This window comes from Streptomyces cacaoi, assembly GCF_006539165.1.
GTDB lineage: Bacteria > Actinomycetota > Actinomycetes > Streptomycetales > Streptomycetaceae > Streptomyces > Streptomyces cacaoi.
The window spans coordinates 401448-422546 of sequence record NZ_BJMM01000004.1 but is presented as its reverse complement, the minus strand read 5'-3'; the positions used below and the strand labels follow the sequence as shown (position 1 = coordinate 422546).

Annotated in this window: 19 protein-coding genes; 10 read left to right on the top strand and 9 right to left on the bottom strand. The window is 74.0% G+C overall.

What is annotated here, in order from left to right; genetic code table 11:
* Window positions 1-23: 23 nt before the first annotated feature.
* The 8 genes from SCA03_RS07275 to SCA03_RS07240 all read right to left on the bottom strand — a co-directional run bounded on the left by SCA03_RS07275 (window position 24) and on the right by SCA03_RS07240 (window position 7945).
* A complete protein-coding gene (locus SCA03_RS07275; protein ID WP_030874480.1) occupies window positions 24-845 on the bottom strand; it encodes an AfsR/SARP family transcriptional regulator in 822 nt (273 codons plus the stop codon).
* A gap of 273 nt (window positions 846-1118) precedes the next feature.
* Window positions 1119-1823 (bottom strand): ScbR family autoregulator-binding transcription factor, encoded by a 705-nt coding sequence (locus tag SCA03_RS36750; protein WP_078874879.1) that lies wholly within the window; start codon window positions 1821-1823, stop codon window positions 1119-1121.
* Between the two features lie 120 nt (window positions 1824-1943).
* Window positions 1944-2774 carry an AfsR/SARP family transcriptional regulator gene (locus SCA03_RS07265; RefSeq protein WP_030874484.1) on the bottom strand — a complete coding sequence of 277 codons (831 nt, stop codon included), beginning with the start codon at window positions 2772-2774 and terminating at the stop codon, window positions 1944-1946.
* Between the two features lie 297 nt (window positions 2775-3071).
* Entirely contained in the window at window positions 3072-3692 is a 621-nt protein-coding gene (locus SCA03_RS07260; RefSeq protein ID WP_030874486.1) for a ScbR family autoregulator-binding transcription factor, read from the bottom strand.
* A gap of 93 nt (window positions 3693-3785) precedes the next feature.
* The gene (locus SCA03_RS07255) at window positions 3786-5378 is read right to left on the bottom strand and encodes an acyl-CoA carboxylase subunit beta (RefSeq protein ID WP_086817031.1); all 1593 of its coding nucleotides are present in this window, start codon (window positions 5376-5378) and stop codon (window positions 3786-3788) included.
* Window positions 5379-5488: 110 nt separating this feature from the next.
* Window positions 5489-5761 (bottom strand): acyl-CoA carboxylase epsilon subunit, encoded by a 273-nt coding sequence (locus tag SCA03_RS07250; RefSeq protein ID WP_086817033.1) that lies wholly within the window; start codon window positions 5759-5761, stop codon window positions 5489-5491.
* A gap of 189 nt (window positions 5762-5950) precedes the next feature.
* Window positions 5951-7216 carry a cytochrome P450 family protein gene (locus tag SCA03_RS07245; RefSeq protein WP_086817035.1) on the bottom strand — a complete coding sequence of 422 codons (1266 nt, stop codon included), beginning with the start codon at window positions 7214-7216 and terminating at the stop codon, window positions 5951-5953.
* 42 nt (window positions 7217-7258) lie between these two features.
* Window positions 7259-7945, bottom strand: coding sequence for a ScbR family autoregulator-binding transcription factor (locus SCA03_RS07240; RefSeq protein WP_030874494.1), 687 nt, complete (start codon window positions 7943-7945; stop codon window positions 7259-7261).
* A gap of 302 nt (window positions 7946-8247) precedes the next feature.
* Between SCA03_RS07240 and SCA03_RS07235 the strand changes: the two genes are divergently transcribed.
* Complete coding sequence (locus SCA03_RS07235) at window positions 8248-10377, top strand: acyl-CoA dehydrogenase family protein (RefSeq protein WP_107429078.1); 2130 nt, start codon at window positions 8248-8250, stop codon at window positions 10375-10377.
* A 40-nt stretch (window positions 10378-10417) separates the two neighbouring features.
* On the opposite strand, the gene pdxR is transcribed toward SCA03_RS07235, so the two are convergent.
* Window positions 10418-12109: a MocR-like pyridoxine biosynthesis transcription factor PdxR gene (gene pdxR, locus SCA03_RS07230; protein WP_141275261.1), complete on the bottom strand. Its 1692-nt coding sequence runs from the start codon at window positions 12107-12109 to the stop codon at window positions 10418-10420.
* A gap of 46 nt (window positions 12110-12155) precedes the next feature.
* Between pdxR and SCA03_RS07225 the strand changes: the two genes are divergently transcribed.
* The 9 genes from SCA03_RS07225 to SCA03_RS07185 all read left to right on the top strand — a co-directional run bounded on the left by SCA03_RS07225 (window position 12156) and on the right by SCA03_RS07185 (window position 21006).
* Window positions 12156-12698, top strand: a complete 543-nt coding sequence (locus tag SCA03_RS07225) for a carboxymuconolactone decarboxylase family protein (RefSeq protein WP_230988517.1) — start codon at window positions 12156-12158, stop codon at window positions 12696-12698.
* On the top strand, window positions 12695-13432 hold the full coding sequence (locus SCA03_RS07220) for an isocitrate lyase/PEP mutase family protein (protein ID WP_030889127.1): 738 nt from the start codon (window positions 12695-12697) through the stop codon (window positions 13430-13432). The genes SCA03_RS07225 and SCA03_RS07220 overlap by 4 nt, the downstream gene beginning before the upstream one ends.
* Window positions 13433-13744: 312 nt before the next feature.
* Window positions 13745-15187, top strand: a complete 1443-nt coding sequence (locus SCA03_RS07215) for an NAD(P)-binding domain-containing protein (RefSeq protein ID WP_051846242.1) — start codon at window positions 13745-13747, stop codon at window positions 15185-15187.
* A 69-nt stretch (window positions 15188-15256) separates the two neighbouring features.
* Window positions 15257-16303, top strand: a complete 1047-nt coding sequence (locus tag SCA03_RS07210) for an ACP S-malonyltransferase (RefSeq protein ID WP_051855418.1) — start codon at window positions 15257-15259, stop codon at window positions 16301-16303.
* Window positions 16304-16308: 5 nt separating this feature from the next.
* A complete protein-coding gene (gene fabG, locus SCA03_RS07205) occupies window positions 16309-17133 on the top strand; it encodes a 3-oxoacyl-ACP reductase FabG (protein WP_443098228.1) in 825 nt (274 codons plus the stop codon).
* A 209-nt stretch (window positions 17134-17342) separates the two neighbouring features.
* The gene (locus tag SCA03_RS07200) at window positions 17343-17597 is read left to right on the top strand and encodes an acyl carrier protein (RefSeq protein ID WP_030874511.1); all 255 of its coding nucleotides are present in this window, start codon (window positions 17343-17345) and stop codon (window positions 17595-17597) included.
* Window positions 17594-18841 (top strand): beta-ketoacyl-ACP synthase II, encoded by a 1248-nt coding sequence (gene fabF / locus SCA03_RS07195; RefSeq protein WP_086817484.1) that lies wholly within the window; start codon window positions 17594-17596, stop codon window positions 18839-18841. The genes SCA03_RS07200 and fabF overlap by 4 nt, the downstream gene beginning before the upstream one ends.
* A 34-nt stretch (window positions 18842-18875) precedes the next feature.
* Entirely contained in the window at window positions 18876-19661 is a 786-nt protein-coding gene (fabI, locus tag SCA03_RS07190) for an enoyl-ACP reductase FabI (protein ID WP_030874515.1), read from the top strand.
* 19 nt (window positions 19662-19680) lie between these two features.
* Complete coding sequence (locus SCA03_RS07185) at window positions 19681-21006, top strand: beta-ketoacyl-[acyl-carrier-protein] synthase family protein (RefSeq protein ID WP_086817482.1); 1326 nt, start codon at window positions 19681-19683, stop codon at window positions 21004-21006.
* Window positions 21007-21099: the final 93 nt, after the last annotated feature.

Genomic DNA, 21099 nt, shown 5'->3' with positions numbered 1-21099 from the left:
CGCTCCGTTCCCGCCGGGCGGCGTCACGCCGCGTACAGGTCGAACGTGGAGGTGCGGCGGGGCCCGCTGATGATGTCCAAGGCCGGGTCGACGACGAGCATCGCCTGGTGCAGCCGTTGGAGCTGCGGCGAGGGCTCCACGCCCAGTTCCTCGATGAGCCGGGCGCGCAGCCTGCGGTACACGTCGAGCGCGGTGGCCTGCCGCCCGGAGCGGTAGAGGGCCACCATGGCCTGCGAGTGCAGCCCTTCGTGGTGCGGGTGGCGGGCGATCAACTCGGTGAGCTCCGAGGTGAGTTCGGCGTGCCGGCCGAGCCGCAGATCGGCGTCGATGCGCCGCTCGACGGTCACCAGCCGGCTCTCCTCCAGCCGCATGACCTCGATCTCCAGGACGGTGCCGACGCGTACGTCGACGAGCGCCGGCCCCTTCCAGACGGCGAGCGCCTTGCGGAAGGTGTGGGCGGCGACCGCGTCCTCGCCGTCCTCGAAGGCGTGCTGCCCCGCGGTGCACAGCCGCTCGTAGCGGTGCACGTCGACGGACTCCGGCGGTATCTGGAGCACGTAGCCGCCGTGCCGGGTGGCCAGCACCTCCTTGGCGGAGCCGGGCACGTCGGGCCCCATGGCCGTGCCGAGGCGGCGCCGCAGTTGCAGGATGTAGGTCTGGAGGGTCGTCATGGCGCTCTGCGGCAGCCCGGTGCCCCAGATCTCCTCCATGAGGGTCGCCACGGGGACGACCCGGCCGGGATAGAAGGCAAGCAGTGCGAGGAGCTGACGTGGCTTGCCGGCCGTCGGAACAATCGATCCCCCGTTGACATCGGCGCTCAACGGACCCAGAACTTCGATCTCCATGGTGTCCTCCGTACTGGTCGAGCTCGCCCGATGGCTCATCTGCCGTCGGCGTCCCGAACGCTAGCCCGATTCGCACCAGATCACCGGAATCTCGACCTGCGTTCAAGCACGGTTCGACGCGCGCACAGCCGCCGCCGGGAACGCGGAAACGCCTGCTCAAGCGGGTGTTGAGCAGGCGTGGAGAGGAACCGGCGCCTCCGCGGGGGCGGTTGCCCGGACGCCGGTACGGGCCCGTCCGGGACGCGTACCGGGCGGACGGGCGGGGCCGTCGGCTCAGGCCGCGCTCCGGGCCTCGCGCGTGCCCGCACCCCCGCCCGCGCCCCCGTCCGCGCCCGCGCCGGCGCCCCGGCGGCCCCGCGCCCCGGACGGCGCCTGGGTCCGGTAGCGCTCCTGCTCGCCGGGCGGGACGAGCGCGGGCAGCAGCGTCGCCCACAACGCGGCGACACGGGAGGCGAGTTCAGCGGTGGACAGTCCCGCGCCCCAGGCCCCGCTGATCCCGCAGACGACGGCGGCGAGCAGCGCCCGGGGCCCGTCGTCGCCCACGCCGTCCCGCAGCCGGCCGGCCTCGCGGGCCCGCTCCAGCAGCCGGGCCGCCTCCCGGACCCAGGCCGCGTGGAGGTCGGCGACGGGCGGCCGGCGGCCCGCGCACTCGACGGTGATACGGAAGCCGGCCCGTACGACGGGGTCCTCGCGCAGCCCCCGGGCCAGCCGGTGGGTGAGATCGATGAGCCCCTGCACCGGCGGCGTCCCCGCCGCGTCCAGGGCCCGCACCTGCCGGCGCAGCAGCTCGTGCCCCTGCTCCTGCACGGCGTCCGCGAGCCCGTCCTTGGAGCCGAAGTGGAAGTAGAGGGCTCCCTTGGTCATCCCGGCGGCCTGGGCGATCCGGCCCAGGGTGGCGTCGGCGTACCCGTGCGCGTCGAACATCTCCGCCGCCGCCCGGACGAGCCTGCGGCGGGACCGCTCCGACCTGGCCTGCATGACGGCCTCCTCCCGCGCCGGCGCTCCCCGGCCGGCGCTCCCGACGGACACCACAGCGCCCCGGCACCGGCGCCCGCGGCCGGGCGGCGGCACCGGGACGGTGCGTCTGCTGGCGCGCGCTCAGCCCACGCGGTTGAGGCGCCCCCCGCCGGCCTCAGCCGCCTCCGGCACCGATTCGGGACCGGCCATGAGGATCGAGCGCTGGAGCCTGCGCAGACCCGCCGAGGGCTCCAGCCCCAGCTCCCGGACGAGCGCGTTCCGCAGCCGCTGGTACGCCTCCAGCGCCTCGCTGCGGCGTCCGGAGCGGTGCAGGGCGAGCATGAGCTGCCCGTGCAGGTTCTCGTGGGTGCGGTAGCGGCGGACCAACACGCTCAGCTCGCCGAGCAGTTCACGGTGCCGGCCGAGCCGCAGATCGGCCTCGATGCGCTGGTCGAGCGCGCACAGCCGGGTCTCCTCCAGCCGTTTGGTCTCCATCTCCAGCTGCGGTCCGGCCTGCACATCGGTGAGCGCGTTGCCGGTCCACAGGTCCAGGGCCTGGCGTAACAGGCGGGCGGCGCCGGGGAAGTCGCCGGCGTCCATCGCCCGGTATCCGGTGCCGGCCAGCCGCTCGAACTCGCGCACGTCGAGGGTGCCGCCGGAGCTGTTGAGCAGATAGCCGCCCGGCGAGGTGACGAGCACGTCCTTGGCGGTGCGCGGGCCGACGCCCTCCGGGTCCCGCTCGACGGCCGCGGAGATCATGTCGCGCAGCTGGAGCACATAGGTCTGAAGGGTGGTGCGGGCGCTGCGCGGCGGGTGTTCGCCCCAGAGTTCCTCGATCAGCGCGCCGACGGGCACGACCTGGTCGGCGTGCAGGGCGAGCAGTGCCAGAACCTGGCGGGGCTTGGGTGCCGTCGGCGTGACGGAGATCCCGTTCTCCCTGACGGCCAATGCCCCCAGTACATCGATGTCCATGCCGTCTCCCCTACTCGTGCACGAGTCATCGGTCGCGCGAGGCCGTTGTGTGATGCACCTCTCGACATGCCCTTGAGTAAAAAACAGGACGGACGGTTTGTCAATATTAAACCGTCCGCTCCGTTTTCCATTGATCACGCGCGCTTTTGATCAACTGCCCGTTGTGGGCAGTTATTTGGGGAGAAAGCAGCACGGGAATCGCCTGCATCGGAAGCCTGCACCGCCCACTTGGGGAGGCAAAAAGAGACCACGCGGTCCGGTTGCTGCTCGGCACAGAGGCCGCCGGAGCCGGGTCCGTCACTCGCCCGCCGCCGGGGTCGGCCGCAGCTCCCCCGGCTGCCCGCCCCCGGCCAGCCGCGGCAGGAGGAGCCCCCAGAACTGGGTGATGACCTGTTCCGAGAGCCACTTCCGGTCGGTGCTGCCGAGCACCTCGAAACCGACGGTCGCCGCGACGATCGCCGAGGCCGCACCGTCCGGCGAGACGCCCTCGGCCAGCAGGCCCTCCCGCCGGGCCTGCCGCAGCACGTCCTCGACCCAGCGCTGCCACTCGCGCCGCAGCGCCGCTCCCCCGCCGCGCGAGGCGTCCCCGCCCAGCGCGAACCCGGCGCGCAGCACACCGTTGCCGGACAGCTCCGTCATCAGCGCGTGCGTCGCCTCGACCAGCGCCTGGAGCGGGCCGCCCGCGCGGGCCGCCGCCTGCTCGGTGATCCGCCGGACGGCCTCCATCGCCTGCTCCTCGACGGCCCGCGCGAGCGCGCTCTTGCTCTCGAAGTGGAAGTGCAGGGCGCCGTTGCTGACGCCGGCCCGCTTGCTGATCGCGGCGAGCGAGGCGAGCGCGAACCCGTCCTGTGCGAACACCTCGGCGGCCGCACGGATCAGCGACTCACGGGTACGCGCGGCACGCGCCTGCTTGACCATCTGTTTCTCCTGGCTCCGGGCGCGGCGCCCGCTTCGCCGCAACGCACGGGCACAGCCCGCCCGTTGCGGCCCACCGCGGCCCGACTCGTCGACTCACTGTGGGGGGTTGCCGTGCTTGCGGGTCGGCAGGTCCGCGTGCTTCGCCCGGAGCATCGCGAGGGAGCGGATGAGGACCTCACGGGTCCCGGAGGGGTCGATCACCTCGTCGACGAGCCCTCGCTCGGCGGCGTAATAGGGGTGCATCAGCTCCGACTTGTACTCCTCGACCATGCGGGCACGCATGGCCCCGGGGTCCTCGGCCTCGGCGATCCGGCGGCGGAAGACGACGTTGGCCGCGCCCTCGGCGCCCATCACGGCGATCTCGTTCGTCGGCCACGCGTACGTCAGGTCAGCGCCGATGGACTGCGAGTCCATCACGATGTAGGCCCCACCGTACGCCTTGCGCAGGACCACCGAGATCCGCGGCACCGTCGCATCACAGTACGCGTACAACAGCTTCGCACCGTGCCGGATGATGCCGCCGTGCTCCTGGTCGACGCCCGGCAGGAAGCCCGGCACGTCCAGCAGCGTCACCAGCGGGATGTTGAAGGCGTCGCAGGTGCGGACGAAGCGTGCCGCCTTCTCGGAGGCGTCGATGTCGAGCACCCCGGCGAGGTTCTGCGGCTGGTTGGCGACGATGCCGACGACCTCGCCGTCGAGCCGGGCCAGCACGCACAGCACATTGCGTGCCCAGCGCTCGTGGATCTCCAGGTACTCGCCGTCGTCGACGATCTCCTCCAGCACGGCGGCCATGTCGTAGGGGCGGCTGCCCTCGGCCGGCACCAGGTCCACCAGCTTCTCCGACCTGCGGTCGGCCGGGTCGCCGCCGCGGGCCACGGGCGGCGCCTCCTGGTTGTTCTGCGGCAGCATCGACAGCAGATAGCGGACCTCGGCGAGGCAGGTCTCCTCGTCGTCGTAGGCGAAGTGCGCGACGCCGGAGGTCGCCGCGTGCACATCGGCGCCGCCCAGGCCGTCGTGGCTGATCTCCTCGCCGGTGACGGTCTTGACCACGTCGGGCCCCGTGATGAACATCTGCGAGGTCCCGCGGACCATGAACACGAAGTCGGTCAGCGCGGGCGAGTACGCCGCGCCGCCCGCGCAGGGGCCGAGCATGACCGAGATCTGCGGAATGACGCCGGACGCCCTGGTGTTGCGGCGGAAGATGCCGCCGTAGCCGGCCAGCGCCGAGACGCCCTCCTGGATCCGGGCGCCCGCACCGTCGTTGAGGGAGACGAGCGGCGCGCCCGCGGTCAGCGCCAGATCCATGATCTTGTGGATCTTCTCCGCGTGCGCCTCGCCCAGCGCCCCGCCGAAGATCCGGAAGTCGTGCGCGTACACGAAGACCGTCCGGCCCTCGACGGTGCCCCAGCCGGTCACCACACCGTCCGTGTACGGCTTCTTCTCCTCCAGCCCGAAGCCGGTCGCCCGGTGCCGGCGCAGTTGCTCGACCTCCTGGAACGAGCCCTCGTCCAGCAGCAGTCCGATGCGTTCGCGCGCCGTCAGCTTGCCCTTGGCGTGCTGCGCCGCCGTCGCCTTCTCGCTCGGGCCCGCCTGCGCCTGGGCCCGGATGCCGTGCAGTTCGGCCACCCGCCCCCGCGCGTCCTCGGGTTCTGCGACGGCCGGAGACGGGTCGCTCAGCACTGTCATGTCGGATCCCCTTCCTGCGGTCCGGCAACCGGTAAGCCTAACAAACCGCTTGTGCGGTTTTCACCGGCGCGAGGGGGCACCGTGGGCGCGCACTCGGGCCCGCCGGGTGCTCAACACCAGCTGTACGGCGCCCGGAACGGCGCCGGCCGGCCCCGGTACCGGTGCGCCGAGCGGGACCCGGCGCCGCCCCGGGCGCGCCCGCCGGCCCCGCCGGACTCCCCGAGCCGCGCCGCGCGGCGGGCACGCAGCGACAGCAACACGACGGTCACGGCGGCCAGTTCGGCCTCGTCGGCCCGTCCGTGCTCCACCCGCACCAGGTCCGGTGCCCGCTCGGGCCGCCCGGTGCCGGTGGCGGTACCGGTGCCGCTCGTGTGGTCGTCCACAGCGCCTCCTCACGTCGCTTCCGCCGGCCAGCGTCCGCCGGGGCGCTCAAGGACCGCTGGTGTCCCCCTCGACGCCGCGGCGTCCGGGAGAAGACGCCGCACGGCGCCCGGAAGCGAGCAGGCCTGCCCCTACGGAAGAACCTCCGCGGCCGGGACGACCGCGGAGGCTCGGTGCCGTGCGCGCGCTGCTCAGTCCGCCGGGGCGGGCTCCGCGCCGTGCCGCTCCGCGCCGTGCAGCAGGACCGGAAGGGCGCGGTAGCCGTTGACGACGCAGGACTCCACGGGCTCCAGATCCGCGCGCGGAACGGCGGGCGCCATGCGCGGGAACCGTGTGAACAGGGCACGCAGCGCGACGGTGGCCTCCAGCCGGGCCAACGGCGCGCCCAGGCACCGGTGGACGCCGTACCCGAAGCCCAGGCCCTCGTCGTCGCCCGGCGGGGCCGCGAAGGTGACGATGACGGGGTCGCCCTTCGCGAGGGTCACCCCGTCCAGGTCCACGTCCTCCACGGCGAAGCGCATCGGCGACCAGGCCGCGGGGTTGCGGTCCCGTAAGGAGGCGCCGACCACCGCGTCCCAGTCGAGGTCCCGGTAGAGGCCCCCGTCGACCTGGCCGGTGTGCCCGTCGGCGCCGCCGCCGGACCGGCCCGGGTGTGCCCGTGCCGGCGGCCGAGGGTCGTACAGGAGCGTGGCCGCGGTGTTGACGATGAGGCTCGCCGAGGTCTCCTCGCCCGCGGCGATCATCAGATAGAGGGTGCCGAGGAGTTCGTCCTCGGTGAGCGCGTCGTCGCCGTCCCGGGCCGTCACCAGCGCGGAGGTGAGATCGTCGCCGGGCCGCCGCCGCTTGTGCGCGACCAGCGCGGTCAGCAGCGCGAACCCCTCGGTCCGCGCGGCCTCCATCTCCCGCGGGGTGACGGAGGTGCGGAAGACGGTGTCCATGGCCGCGCACAGCCGCTCGCGGTCCCCGTCCGGAACGCCGTACAGCTCGCAGATGACGCGCATCGGCAGCTTCTTGGCGAACTCGGCGCGCAGTTCGGCCGGGCGACCGGCGGGCAGCCGGGCCAGCCCGTCGAGCAGCCCCGCGGTCAGCTCCTCGACGCGGGGGCGCAGCCGCTCGATGCGCCGCGCCGTGAAGGCGCCGGCGACGAGTCTGCGCAGGCGTGCGTGGTCGGCGCCGTAGGAGAAGAGCATGTTCTCGTTGGCCACCCACGGGTAGAGCGGCCAGTCGGGGGTGATGCGGCCCTCGGCGAAGGCCGGCCAGTGCTGCCGCGCGTCCTTGGAGATCCGCGGGTCGAGCAGCAGCCGCCGTACGTACCCGGGCCGGACGACCGCCCAGGCGCGCACTCCGCCCGGCAGTTCGACCGGCACGGCCGGCCCCCGTTCCGCGAGCCGCGCCGCCTCACCCGGCAGATCGCGCCCCGCCATGTCCAGTACGTAGGGGCAGGTGGTCGTGTCCATCCGTGCGCTCCCTTCGGTGACTGCCGGGCGGCGCCGCGCGCGTCACTCCTGCCGGACGGCGTCCACCCGCTCGTCCTGCTCGGCCGCGGCGTCGGCCTCCCGGTGGACGCGTTCGGCCCGCTCGGGGGCGAAGTCGAGGCGGACGAGGACCGCCGGCACGGCGACGCTCGTCATCAGGTGCCGCATGAAGTCGGCGACCCGCTCGGTCATGTCGGCGTGATCGGTCATGATCTTGGACAGGACCTGGACCCCGGTGAAGCCGCCGACCAGCAGCTTCGCCAGCCGGTCCACATCGACGTCGGGCAGGAGTTCACCGGCGTCGCGGGCGAGCTTCAGCACGACGGTGTTGGAGTCCTGCCAGGCGCTCATCGGGATACGGCGGTCCAGGCCGTCCTTGGCGGATCCCTGGTCGACGGTGAGCCGGATGCTGCCGCGCACGATGGGGTCCGTGCCCAGCAGGTGCGCCAGCAACAGCGCCTGGTCGACCAGTTCCTGGAGCTTCAGGCCGCGCGCCGGCACCTCGGGCACCGCACGCACCTGTGCGTCCAGCACGGCCTGCGCGAGGGCCTCCTTCGACGGGTAGTGGAAGTAGAGCGCACCCTTGGTGAGCCCGGACTTCTGAAGGATCTGCGAGATCGTCGCCGCCTCGTAGCCGACTTCGTCGAACACCTCGGCCGCCGCGACGAGAATCGCCCGCCTGGTGCGGATGGCCCGCTCCTGCCGTGCCAACGTCATCCTCCGTCCACCCCCGCCTGCCGGACACCGCGCATGCGTCGAACGGGGCGCGGAGAAGGCCAAGAATAAAACCATACGGCCGGTTTCTCAAGGTCTCGTCCGAACCCCCGTCCGCCGCCGCCCGCTTCCGCGCACGTCAACCGGGCGGGCACTCAACTCCCCTGTCGCGACAGGCGTGTTCGGCGGATGACCCTCCGCTTCGCGGGTCTGTTTTCTGCTTCACAAAAAACCGGTGGGTCCGTATCTTTATGGCCGCCACCTCCCATCCACAGGCATCGCGCTACATGGAGAGGCTCATGACTCTGCTGACCTTCCAGAAGGAAGCGGACTCCACTCCCGCGACGAGCGCCCGGCCCGCCCAGGACCGCCGCACGGCCCGGCCGCCCCGGCAGGAGGCCGTCGCACCCGGCTGCTTCGCCCCGGCCCGGCCCGCCGACCGCACCGCACGCGCGGTGGACCGCTGGACGCCGCCACCCCTCCCCGTCCCCGCCGAGCTGCGCCGGCTGCTCTTCGGCCGCCCCGCCGAGGGCCGTCTGCACGACCTGTGGCGCGCCGTCGTCTCCGACGAGGAGTTCGCCCCGCGCACCGGGACCGCCGACGAGCGCATCGCCCGCTCCTACGCCCGGCTGCGGCACATCGACGCGGTGCTCGGCGACTCCGCCGAACTCGCCCGCGACCCCCGCGCGTTGGCGGCGCTGCACGAGTGGACGCCGCTCGTGGACGCCGGGCTGTGCACCGTCGCCGGCATCCACTACAACCTGTTCCTGGGCAGCCTGCTCGACCACGACGGCGAGAAGCGGGACCTGACCCCGTACACCACGCTGCGCCGCACGGGCACCTTCCTGTGCACCGAGCTGGAGCACGGCAACGACGCCGCAGCGCTGGAGACGACCGCCACCCTCGACCCGGCCACCGGCGGCTTCGTCCTGCACACGCCCACACCGGGCGCGCAGAAGTTCATGCCCAACACCAGCACCCTCGGCGGGCCCAAGAGCGCGCTGGTGGCGGCGCGGCTGCTGATCGACGGGGCGGACCAGGGCGTCTTTCTGTTCCTGACGCCGCTGAGCGACGAGCGGGGGCTGCTGCCGGGGATCACCGTGCGCCGGGTGCCCGAGCGCAGCGGGCCGCAGGTCGACCACTGTCTGACGGCCTTCGACACCGTGCGGCTGCCGCCCGACGCGCTGCTGGAGGCCGAGCACGGCCGGCTCGACGGCCACGGCCGGCTGCACAGCAGCCTCGGCAACCGGCGCAAGCGGTTCCTGCACGCCATCGGCCGGGTCACCACCGGCAAGCTGTGCATGAGTGCCAGCGGCCTCGGCATGGCGCGCGCCGCGCTGGGCATCGCCGTCCGCTACGCGCTCGACCGGCACATCGGCGGGCCGAGGGCGGGCGAGCGGGTGCCGCTGGCCGCGCACCGCAGCCACCACGGCAGGCTGCTCGCCGGCATCGCGACGGCGTACGGGATGACGTTCCTGCACCGGGAGGCCGTGGCCCGCTGGTCCGCGCTCGCGGCCGGAGACGCCGAAGACACCGGGGACGCCGGAGACGCCGGGGACGCCGGGAGCGCCGGGAACGCCGGGGACGCCGGGGACGCCCGGGACGGCGGCACGCGCACCGGTGACGACGCCACGGACCGGGCCGCGGCCGAGCGGCTGGTGGCGCTCACCAAGAGCTGGGTCACCTGGAACGCCCGCTCGATCGTCGTGGAGTGCCGGGAGCGGTGCGGCGCGCAGGGCCTGTTCGCGGCCAACGTGCTCGCCGACCTCCAGCCGGCCGTCGAGGGCGCCATCACCGCCGAGGGCGACAACCTCGTCGTCATGGTGAAGGCCGCCGCCGAGATGATCTTCGGCCAGGAGAGCGACCCGGGGCGCTACCCCGAACTCACCTCGGCCGAGCGCACGTTGGACGATCCGCGCTTCCTGCGCGATCTGCTGGCGCGGCTGGAGGCGCTGTGGCGGGACCGGGCGCGTGCCGCGCTGCGGCAGGGCCCCTCCGGCGACCCGGTCGGCCGGTGGAACGCCGCCTCGCCCGCCGCCTTGGAGATGGCCTCCGCACACACCCGGCTGCGCAGCGCCGACGCGTTTCTCGACGCCGTCGACCGGGCCGGCACCCCGGAGGCCCGCGCCCTGCTGACGAAGCTGTGCCGGCTGCATCTGCTGGGCCAGCTGTCCGGCGAGACCGGTGAGCTGTTCGCCGCCGGCGCGCTGACCACACGGCACCTGCGCGGCTTCGCCCGGACCGTCGAGAACACCCTCGCCGAACTGGCCCCGCACCTGGCCGACCTCGTCGACGCCTTCGGCCTGCCCTCCGCGTACCTCGCCCGCGTCCCGATCGCGGACGGCGGCTACCTCGACCGTCTGCTGGACGAGGCGGGCGGCCCCGGGCCCGCCACCATGGGCGGCGCCGACGGGCCCCGGCCGGCCTGACCGCCCGCACGGGACGCACCCCTGCGGCGGGGCAGCCCGCTCATGCCCCGCCCGGAGCGTATGCGCCCGCCCCGCCGGGCCCGGCCCGTTCCCGGTCGGCCAGCACCTCGCACAGCGCGTCCAGCGCGGCGGGGAAGCCGTGTTCAGCCGGTGCGCCGTAGCCGACGACGAGGGAGGGCAGCGGATGCGCGGGGGCATCCGGGTGCCGGAAGGCGTCACCGGCGTCCAGGGCCACGCCGCACCGGGCCGCCGCCCGCACCAGCCGCGTCTCCGTCCGCTGCGCCGACTCGCCCCGCACGGCCGGGAGTTCGAGGACGGCGTGCAGCCCGGCGGCGATCCCGGTGGCCCGCACCCCGGGCGCCCGCTCGGCCAGCGCCGTCACCAGCCGGTCCCGGCGCGAGCGGTACCGCTGACGCATCGCGCGGACGTGCCGGTCGTAGGCGCCGCGCTCCAGGAAGTCGGCGAGGGTCAGCTGTTCCAGGGCCGGGATGGTCCACTCGGCGGGGGTCTTCGCCGCCAGTACCGCGTCCACGAGGTGGTCGGGCAGCACCGCCCAGGCCAGCCGCAGCGCCGGGGCCAGGGCCTTGCTGGACGTGCCGAGGTGGACGACCCGCTCCGGGTCGAGCCCCTGCAACGCGCCCACGGGGTGCCGGTCGTAGCGGAACTCCCCGTCGTAGTCGTCCTCCAGGACGAGTCCGCCGGTGCGCCGCGCCCAGTCCACGACGGCGGACCGCCGGTCCGCGTGCAGCGCGACGCCCGTCGGGAACTGGTGCGCCGGGGTGAGCAGCACGGCCCGCACCCCGGCGAGGTCCGGCCGGGAGTCCAGGTCCGTGGTGCGCGCGCCCCGCTCGTCGACGGTCAGCGGGAGCGTGCGCGGGCCGGTGTGCTCCAGCAGCTCCCGGTGGAAGGGCAGCCCGTGCTCCTCCACGGCGATGTCTCCACCGTCCCCGCCGTCGCCGTCGCCCCGTACCACCCGGGCGAGCAGTGCGAGGCCCTGGGCGAAGCCGGAGCAGACGAGGATCCGTTCGGGGTCGGCGCGTACGCCGCGGGCCCGCGCCAGGTAGTCGGCCAGGGCGCGGCGCAGTTCGGGCGCGCCCCGCCGGTCGCCGTGTGCGAAGGCGCGGGCGGGGGCGGCGGTCAGGGCGCGGCGTGCCGAGGTCAGCCAGCTCTGCCGGGGGAAGGCCGTGACATCGGGCCGGCCGGTGCGCAGTTCGTGCACCGGGTGGAGCGGCCGGGGTCCGCCGGGCAGGCCGGGCGGCGGGCCGTGGTGCGGACGGCGGGCCGGCGCCGGTGCGGCCCGGTGCGCGACCCGGGTGCCGGCGCCCCGGCGCGCCGTCAGCCAGCCCTCGGCGGTCAGTTCGGCGTAGGCGCCCGCCACGGTGTTCCGGGCCAGCCCCAGGTCGACGGCGAGGGAGCGGGAGGACGGCAGCCGGGTGCCCGGCGCGAGCCGTCCGGTGCGGATGGCGCCCCGTACGGCGGCGATCAGTGCGACCCGGGTACCGCGGGCGCCCCGGCCGCCGAGCCCCCGCGCGAGATCGAGATGCAGATCGACCCCCGCGACCCTGGCGACGCCCGTGCCCTCCGCGCCCTCCGCGCCCTCCGCGCCCTCCGCGCTCCCCGCCGCGTCCGGCTCCGCCACCGCGTCCCGCCCGCCGTCCCGCCCGCCGTCCGGCTCCGCCGCGGGGTCCGGCGGCCCGCTGCCGTCCGGGGGAATGGCCCATGAACTGCGCATGGGAGTGGACCATACTCGTGGCCCACCCGGCCGTAGTCTGCGAGGCATGGGAACCCCGCAACCAGCACAGACGGCAGAGACGGCGCAGTCGCCGCAGTCGGCGCAGACGCCCCGTATGCAGATCTGGAAGGCCGCGCCCGAGGTCCTGAAGGGCATGTACGCCTTCCAGCAGGCCGCCTCGGCGCAGGGCCTGGAACCGGCGGTGCAGGAGCTGGTGAAGATCCGCGCCTCGCAGCTCAACAAGTGCGCGTTCTGCCTGGACATGCATCTGGCCGAGGCCCGCGAGCAGGGCGAGGACCAGCTCCGGCTCGATCTCGTGGTCGCCTGGGAGGAGGCCGGCACGCTGTTCACCGAGCGGGAGCAGGCGGCCCTGGCGCTGACCGAGGCGGTCACGGTGCTGACCGACGGCCATGTGCCGGACGAGGTGTACGCGCGCGCCGCCCACCACTTCGACGAGGGCGAACTGGCCGCGCTCATCTCGCAGATCGTGGCCATCAACGCCTGGAACCGGTTCGCCGTGACGACCCGCAGCGTCCCGCAGAGCCTCGCGGCGCGCGAGCGTGCACAGGGGCACGGGGCGGGCGCATGACCCCGGCCGAGCGGCTGCGCCGCCTGCACGAGGAGACCCGCCCCGGCCGGGCCCTGGTGCTGCCGGGCCCGTGGGACGCGGCCAGTGCGGTGGCCTTCGCCGAGGCGGGGCACGCCGCGCTGGCCACGCCCAGCCACGGGGTGTCGGCCGCTCTCGGGTACGCGGACGGCGCGTGCCCGGCCGGGGAGATGTTCGCCGCGGTCGGACGGATCGTGCGTGCCGTCGCGGACCGTGAGGTGCCCGTCTCCGCCGACATCGAGCGCGGCTACGGGCTGCCCCCGGCCGAGATCGTCGAGCGGCTGCTGGCGACGGGCGCGGTCGGCTGCAACCTGGAGGACACCGGGCCGGACGGCCGGCTGGTGGACCCGGAGCGGCAGGCGGAGTGGCTGGCTCAGGTGCGTACGGCGGCGGGCCCGGACGTGCTGTACCTCAACGCCCGTGTCGACAGCTATCTGCGGGGCGCCGCCGACCCGTTGGCGGACGCGCTCGCCCGGGCCCGGCGGTATGTCGCGGCCGGTGCCGACTGCGTGTACCCGCTCGGTGCGCCGACGGACGATCTGCGGGTGCTGGCGGCCGAACTGCCCGTGCCCGTCAACGCGGTGAGCGACGCGGGCTCCCCTGCGCCCGGCGAGCTGGCGGCGGCCGGCGCGCGGCGGGTGACGTTCGGCGGCAGCCTCGCCCTGCGCTCCTTCCGGGAGGTCGCCGCGCTGGCGCGCGGGCTCAGGGAGACCTGACGCGGGTACCGCAGCACCGCCGTCTCCTGTGCAGGGGCCGGTTCCGCCACCTCCGGCGGGACCGGCCCCGCTGTCGTTCCGCCCACCGCCCGCCGGTCGACTCCCCTCAACCCCCTTGGCTCCCGGGCACGTTGACGCAGTTCGCGCGGGCTTCCACGGGCCGGGGACGGGCGTCCGGCGCTCCCCGTCGGACCGTTGACCTACCGCGAAACTCTGACATACTCTTAGTATGTGAACGACGTCGAGTACGCCGGGCTGTGTCCCGGACCGCGCGGAACGCCAGTCGTCTGAACCGGAGGATGGGATGCCCGCATGAATCGCGTCTGCATTATCGGAGCTGGCTCATCCGGCATTTCCTCGTGCCAGGTGCTGCACGCCAGAGGAATCCCCTTCGACTGCTACGAGGCGGGATCCGAGGTGGGCGGCAACTGGCGTTACATGAACGACAACGGCATGTCGTCCGCGTACCGCTCCCTGCACATCAATTCGTCGCGCCAGAGCATGCAGTACGCGACCTTCCCCATGGGCGACCATCTCCCGCCCTACGTCAACCACGAACAGGCCGCCCGCTATTTCGACGCCTACGTCGACCACTTCGGATTCCGCGACAGCATCCGGTTCCGTACCGAGGTCACCCACGTCGGGAAAACCCCCACCGGGGAATGGGACGTGACCACCCGGCACCGTGACACCGGCGAGGAGCACACCCGGCGGTACGACGCCGTGCTCGTCGCCAACGGCCACCACTGGGACCCGCGGATGCCCGACCCGCCCTTCCCCGGGGCCGACACCTTCAAGGGCATCCAGCTGCACTCGCACGACTACCGGACGCCCGACGTGCTCGTCGGCAAGCGCGTCGTCGTCCTCGGCATCGGCAACTCGGCGGCGGACATCGCCGTCGAGGGCTCCCAGGTGGCGAAGCGCATGTTCCTGTCGCTGCGCCGCGGGGTGCACATCGTGCCGAAGTTCATCTTCGGCATACCCGTCGACCATCTGACGCTGAGCTGGGCCTCGGTCGTCCTGCCGCTGCGCGCCCAGCAGTGGGTGCTCGGCACCGCCCTGCGCTTCGCCCGCGGCCGGCCGTCCCGCTACGGGCTGCCCAAGCCGGACCACCGCATCCTCGCCGCCCACCCGACCGCCTCCGACACGCTGCTGAGCAAGCTCGGGCACGGCGACATCACCGTCAAGCCGAACATCACCCGACTCGACCACGACAAGGTGCACTTCGCCGACGGCAGTTCGGAGGAAGTGGACGCCGTCGTCTACGCCACCGGCTACAAGATCAGTTTTCCGTTCCTCGACTCCTCGCTCATCAACGCCGAGGAGAACTGGATATCCCTGTATCACCGCGTGGTGCCGCCCCGGCATCCCGGGCTGTATTTCATCGGCCTCGTGCAGCCGATCGGCGCCATCATGCCGATGGCCGAGGCCCAGTCGGAATGGGTCGCCGACCTTCTCGAAGGAAAGGCGAAACTCCCCGGCTACGCGGAGATGGCCAAGGAGATCGACGCCTACCAGTCCTCCCTCTCCCGCCGCTATGTGAAGTCGAGCCGGCACACCATCCAGGTCGATTTCCGGCAGTACCTGCGGGAGTTGCGCAAGGAACGCCGGGTGGGCGCCCGCCGCCAGGGGATCTCCGTCGCGCTGCCGGCCGGCGCGCGCCGCCCCGGCCCGGCCGAACCCGTGGACGTCCCGAGCACCGCGGGCAGCGCGGCGGGGTCCGGGCGTTCCGGGAGCGCCGGAGCCGCCGGGTGAGCGGCGCCGCCCCCGCGCCGGCCACGCCGGCCACTCCGAGCACGCCGACGAGAGAGGACGGGAGGACCGATGGCGGCCGAACAGATCGTGGAACCGGGGCTGTCCGACGGCACGCGGGAAGCGGCCGGCGACAGCCGTGACGACCCGGCGGAGGCGCTGCGGCACGCGGCCGTGGCCTTCCCCGGCCAGGGCTCGCAGGAGCCGTGCATGGGCGCTGCCTGGTACGGGCACCCCGCCTGGCACCTGGTCGAGCGCGCCGAGGAGGTGCTCGGGCGGCCCCTGGCGCCCTATCTGCTGAGCGCCGACGACGCACCGACGGCCACCCGGGACGTGCAGGTGTCCGTCTTCCTCACCTCGCTGATGGCCTGGGAGGCGCTGCGCCCGGTGCTGGGCACGCCCGTCGTCTTCTTCGGGCACTCGCTGGGGCAGCTCAGCGCGCTCACGGCGGCCGGGGTGCTCGGCTTCGACGACGGCATCCGGCTGGTCGCACACCGCGGCGACGTCACCGACGAGGTGTGCCGCCGGCAGTCCGCCGGTATGGCGGCCGTCCTCGGGCTCGACCGCGAGCACGCGGTGTGGGCGTGCGGGGCCGCGCCGGGCGAGTGCTGGATCGCCAACGACAACGCGCCCGGCCAGATCGTGCTGGCCGGAACGGACGCCGGGCTGCGCCGCGTCGAGGCACGGGCGCGCGAGCTGGGCGCCCGCAAGGTGATCCGGCTGGAGATCGCGGGCGCCTTCCACACGCCGCTGATGCTGGCCGCCGTGGACCCGTTCGCGGCCCATCTGCGCACGCTGTCCTTCGCCGCGCCGTCGCGCCCCGTGGTCTCCAACGCCGACGCGCTGCCCGTCGAGAGCGGCGCGGTGTGGGCCCGGCTGCTGGCCGAGCACCTGATCAGCCCGGTGAGCTGGCGGTCGTCCCAGCTGGGGCTGGCGCGGCAGGGCGTGCGCTCGCTGGTGGAGGCGGGCCACGGCTCGACCCTGACCGGCATCGCCCGCCGGACGGTCCCGCAGTGGGAGACCCGCAACGCCGACAGCCCGGAGGCCGTCGCGGCGCTCGCGGAAGAACTGGCGTCCGGGCCGGCGCAGGCGCCGGTCGCGGAGCCCGTCGGGAGGTGAAGGCAGTGACCAGTGTCGTGCAGCCGTCCACCGGCTCCGAGGCCGCACCGCACCGGGTGCCCGGCACCGCCGCGGCACAGGAGCGCCCGGTGAGCCGGGTCGCGCTCGTGACCGGGGCCTCACGGGGGGTCGGCCGGGCGATCGCGGTGGCGCTCGCCGAACAGGGGCACCGGGTGGCCGTCGGCTACCGCAGCGGTGAGGACGCCGCGCAGGAGACGCTCGACCTGATCGCGGGCGCCGGTGCCGAAGGGATCGCCGTCCGGGGCGATGTGGGCACCGGAGCCGAGGTGGACGCGATGTTCACCCGGGTCGAGGAGGCGTTCGGCCCGGTCGAACTCCTCGTCAACAACGCGGGGATCATCCGCGACGGGCTCGCGGTGACCCTCTCCGACGTGGACTGGGCCGAGGTGCTGCGCACCAACCTCGACGGCCCGTTCCACTGCGCCCGCCGGGCGCTGCGCGGCATGCTCCGCCGCCGCTGGGGCCGGATCGTGAACGTGGGCTCGATCGTGGGGCTCCTCGGCTCGTCCGGCCAGGTCAACTACGCCTCGGCGAAGGCCGGTCTGCTGGGGATGACCCGGTCGCTGGCCCGCGAGGTCGCGGCCCGGAACATCACCGTCAACACCGTGGTGCCCGGCCCCGTCAGCACCGAGATCCTCTCCGAACTGCCCTCGGAGCGCCTGGCCGAGCTGACCCGGATGGCTCCGATGAACCGGATGGGAACGCCCGCCGAGGTGGCGGCCGCCGTGGCCTTCCTGGCCTCCGACGCGGCGGCGTTCATCACGGGCACCGCCCTGCCCGTCGACGGCGGCATCTCCATGGGCGGCTGACCGCCCGGCACACGAGAGCCACCGGGGCACGGAACGGCCGGCGCCGGCCCGCCGCAGCGCACGTCGGCACGCATCAGCGCACGTCAGCACGCCTCAGCGCAGGTCAGCGCACGTCAGCCGACGCCGGCACGCCTCAGCACACGCCGGCACACGTCAGCCGACGCCAGCACACCTCAGCACACGTCAGCCAACGCTGAAAGGAACCCGGTATGAACCGCGACGACCTCTTCAAAGCCATGGTGGACGCCTGCACCGAGATCCTCGGGGTCTCCGAGGACGCCGTCACCCCCGACGCCGTCCTGCGGGAGGACCTGAACGCCGACAGCCTCGACCTCGCCGAGCTGGCCATGGCCATGGAGGACCGCGTCGGCGTCTCCGTCCCCGACCAGGCGTTCAAGCGCGTGACGACGGTGTCGGAGACGCTCGACCTCATCGAGCAGCACCTGACCCCGGCGCAGTCGTGAGCGGGCCCGTACACGCCCGGCACCGGGTGGCCGTCACCGGCCTCGGCGTCAAGACGGCCGCGGGCAACGACCTGACGACGTACTGGAACACGCTGGTCGCCGGGCGCTCCATGGCCCGGCGGATCACCTCCTTCGACCCGACCGGCCTCATGGTGGACTTCGCCTGCGAGGTACGGGACTTCGATCCGCGGGACTATCTGGACGCCAAGGGCGCCAAGCGGATGGACCGCACCGCGCAGCTCGGTCTCGCCGCGGCCACCGACGCGCTCGCCGACGCCGGTGCGCACGGTGTGGCACCGGAGCGGCGCGGCGTGGTGACCGGCACCGGGCACGGCGGCACCACCACCCAGGAGGCGGAGTACGGCGCCGTGCCCGACCGCGGCTACGGCCGGGTCAGCCCGCACTACGTGCCGATGACGATGGCGAACGCCACGGCGGGCGCCGTCAGCATCCACCACGACGTGCGGGGCCCGAGCCTGACCATCTGCACGGCGTGCGCCTCGGGCGCGCAGGCCGTGGGCGAGGGCGCCCGGCTGGTCCGCGAGGGCGCGGCCGACCTGGTGCTCGCCGGCGGCTCCGAGTCGGCCGTCGCGCCGCTGACCATGTCCTCCTTCGCCAGGATGGGCGCGCTGTCGACGCGCACGGCCGAACCCGAGCGCGCCTCCCGGCCGTTCGACACGGACCGCGACGGCTTCGTCATGGGCGAGGGCGCCGGGTTCCTGGTCCTGGAGAACTGGGACCACGCCGTCGCCCGGGGCGCCACCATCTACGGCGAACTGGCCGGCTACGGGCGCACGTCCGACGCGCACCACATCACGGCGCCGTCGCCGGACGGTGCCGGGGCCCGCATCTGCATGGAGCTGGCCCTGGCCGACGCGCAGGTGGCCGCCGACGAGATCGTGCACGTCAACGCGCACGGAACGTCGACGCCGCTGAACGATGTGACCGAAGCGCGGGCGCTGGCCGAGGTGTTCGGTGCCGGACGGTTCCCGGTCACGTCGACGAAGAGCGTCATCGGGCACCTCATCGGCGCCGCCGGGGCCGTCGAGGCGGTGACGACCCTGCTCACCATGCGCGAGGGCGTCGCCCATCCGACCGCCAACCTGGAACAGCTCGACCCGGAGTGCGATCTGGACCTCGTCACCGAGGGAGTGCGCAAGATCCCGGAGGGCCCGATGCTCTCCAACTCCTTCGGCTTCGGCGGGCACAACGCCTCCCTCGTGTTCCGGCCGGCGGCGGCATGAGCCGGACCACCACAGCGCGAGAGAGGGGACTGCCGTGCTGAGCGGTAAGAGGTTCCTGGTCACCGGGGTGCTCAACGAGTCGTCCATCGCCTTCTCGGCGGCGCGGCAACTCCAGGAGCACGGCGCGGAGATCGTCCTCACGTCCTTCGGCCGGGCACGGCGGCTCACCGAACGCTGTGCCCGGCGCCTGCCCGGCAGCCCCGAGGTGCTGGAGCTGGACGTGACCAGGCCCGAGCACTTCGAGGCGCTGGGCGAGCGGCTGGCGAGCACCTGGGGGAGCCTCGACGGCGCCCTGCACGCCGTGGCGTTCGCTCCGGAGCCGTGCCTGGGCGGTGACTTCCTGCGGCCGCGGTGGAAGGACGTCGCGGCCGCGCTGGAGATCTCCGCGTACTCGCTGAAGGCCCTCGCGGAGACGGTCGCGCCCCTCATGGAGGGCCGCGGCGGCTCCCTCGTCGGCCTGGACTTCGACGCGGGCCAGGCGTGGCCCGGCTACAACTGGATGGGGGTGGCCAAGTCGGCGCTGGAGTCGACGGCCCGCTATCTGGCCCGGGACCTGGGGCCGCGCGGCATCCGCGTCAACCTGGTGTCGGCGGGGCCGCTGTCCACGGTCGCCGCCGACGCCATTCCCCAGATCGACGGGCTGCAACAGATCTGGAAGGCCCGTGCGCCCCTGGGCTGGGACCCCTCGGACCCCGATCCCGCGGGCCGGACCTGTGTGACCCTGCTGTCGGACTGGCTGCCCGCCACGACCGGCGAGATCGTCCATGTCGACGGCGGGGCGCACGCGATCGGGATGGCCCCCGACGAGCGAACGCCCTGACCGACTCCGGAGGACGCAGATGTCCGACATCTCTCAGCCCGGGACGACGGGCACCCCGACAGCAGACCGGCCGGGTCCCGGCGACCCGGACGCCTTCGCCCGCGACGACCGGGGCCGGTACCGGGTGGCGATCACCGGCATCGGCGTCAAGACCCCGGCCGGGTGCGACGTCAAGACCCTCTTCGAGACGGTGCTGGCCGCTACGCCGGTGACCGCGCCCGTCACCAACTTCGACGCGAGCGACCTGCCCGTGCGTATCGCCTGCGAGGTACGGGACTTCGAACCGCTCGCCTATGTCGACCGCAGAACGGCCCGCCGGATGGACCGCGTCTCGCAGCTCGGCTTCGCCGCCGCCATGGACGCGTTCGCCGACGCCGGCTCTCCGGAGGGCGATCCCGCCCGGCGCGCCGTGGTGTTCGGCACCGGCACCGGCGGCGCGCCCACCATGGGCCGGCAGGCGATCATCCACGACCGGGAGGGCGCCGACCGCGTCTCCGCGCTGATGGTGCCCATGCTGATGCCCAACGCGACCGGCGCCCACATCGCCATGGAGCTGGGCTGGACCGGCCCCAACTACTCGGTGAGCAGCGCCTGCGCCTCGGGCACGACCGCGGTCGGCGACGGGGCGCGGCTGATCCGGTACGGGGAGGCCGACACGGTGCTGGCCGGCGGCGGCGAGAACAGCGTGAACCCGTGGGCCATGGCCTGCTTCTGCCGCAGCGGGGCACTCAGCGCCCGCAACGACGACCCGGCGAGCGCCTCCCGCCCCTTCGACGCGCACCGCGACGGCTATGTGATGGGCGAGGGTTCGACGTTCCTGGTGCTGGAGCGGCTGGACCGGGCGCTCGCGCGCGGGGCGCGGATCCACGGCGAGGTCGTCGGCTTCGGCCTCAGCTCCGACGCGCACCACCTGACGGCCCCGCGGCCGGACGGTGCCGGCGCCGTCGCCTGTATGCGGCGGGCCATCGAGGACTCGGGGCTCGCGCCGGACGACATCGGCCATGTGAACGCACACGGCACCGGCACCGGCCTCAACGACGCCATGGAAGCGAGGGCGTTGGCGACGGCGTTCCCCTCCGGGGCCCCGCCGGTGACCTCCGCCAAGGGCGTGTTCGGCCATCTCATGGGTGCGGCCGGCGCGGCGGAGGCGGCGCTGGCGACGCTGTCGGCAGCCGCCGGTGTGGTGCCGCCGACGGCCAACCACGAGAGCACCGACGAGGGCGTCGACCTGGACGTGGTGGTCGGCGCTCCCCGGAACATCGGCCGCAGGCCGGTGCTCTCCAACTCCTTCGGTTTCGGCGGCCACAACGCGTCCCTGGTGCTCTCCCCTTTCGACGGGCACTGACACACCGCGGGGGCGCGGCGCCCCGGTGGTACCGCACACCGGTACACCGGGGTCCGCGCTCCGCGGGCCGGCCGCGGCCCGCATCTTGCCTGA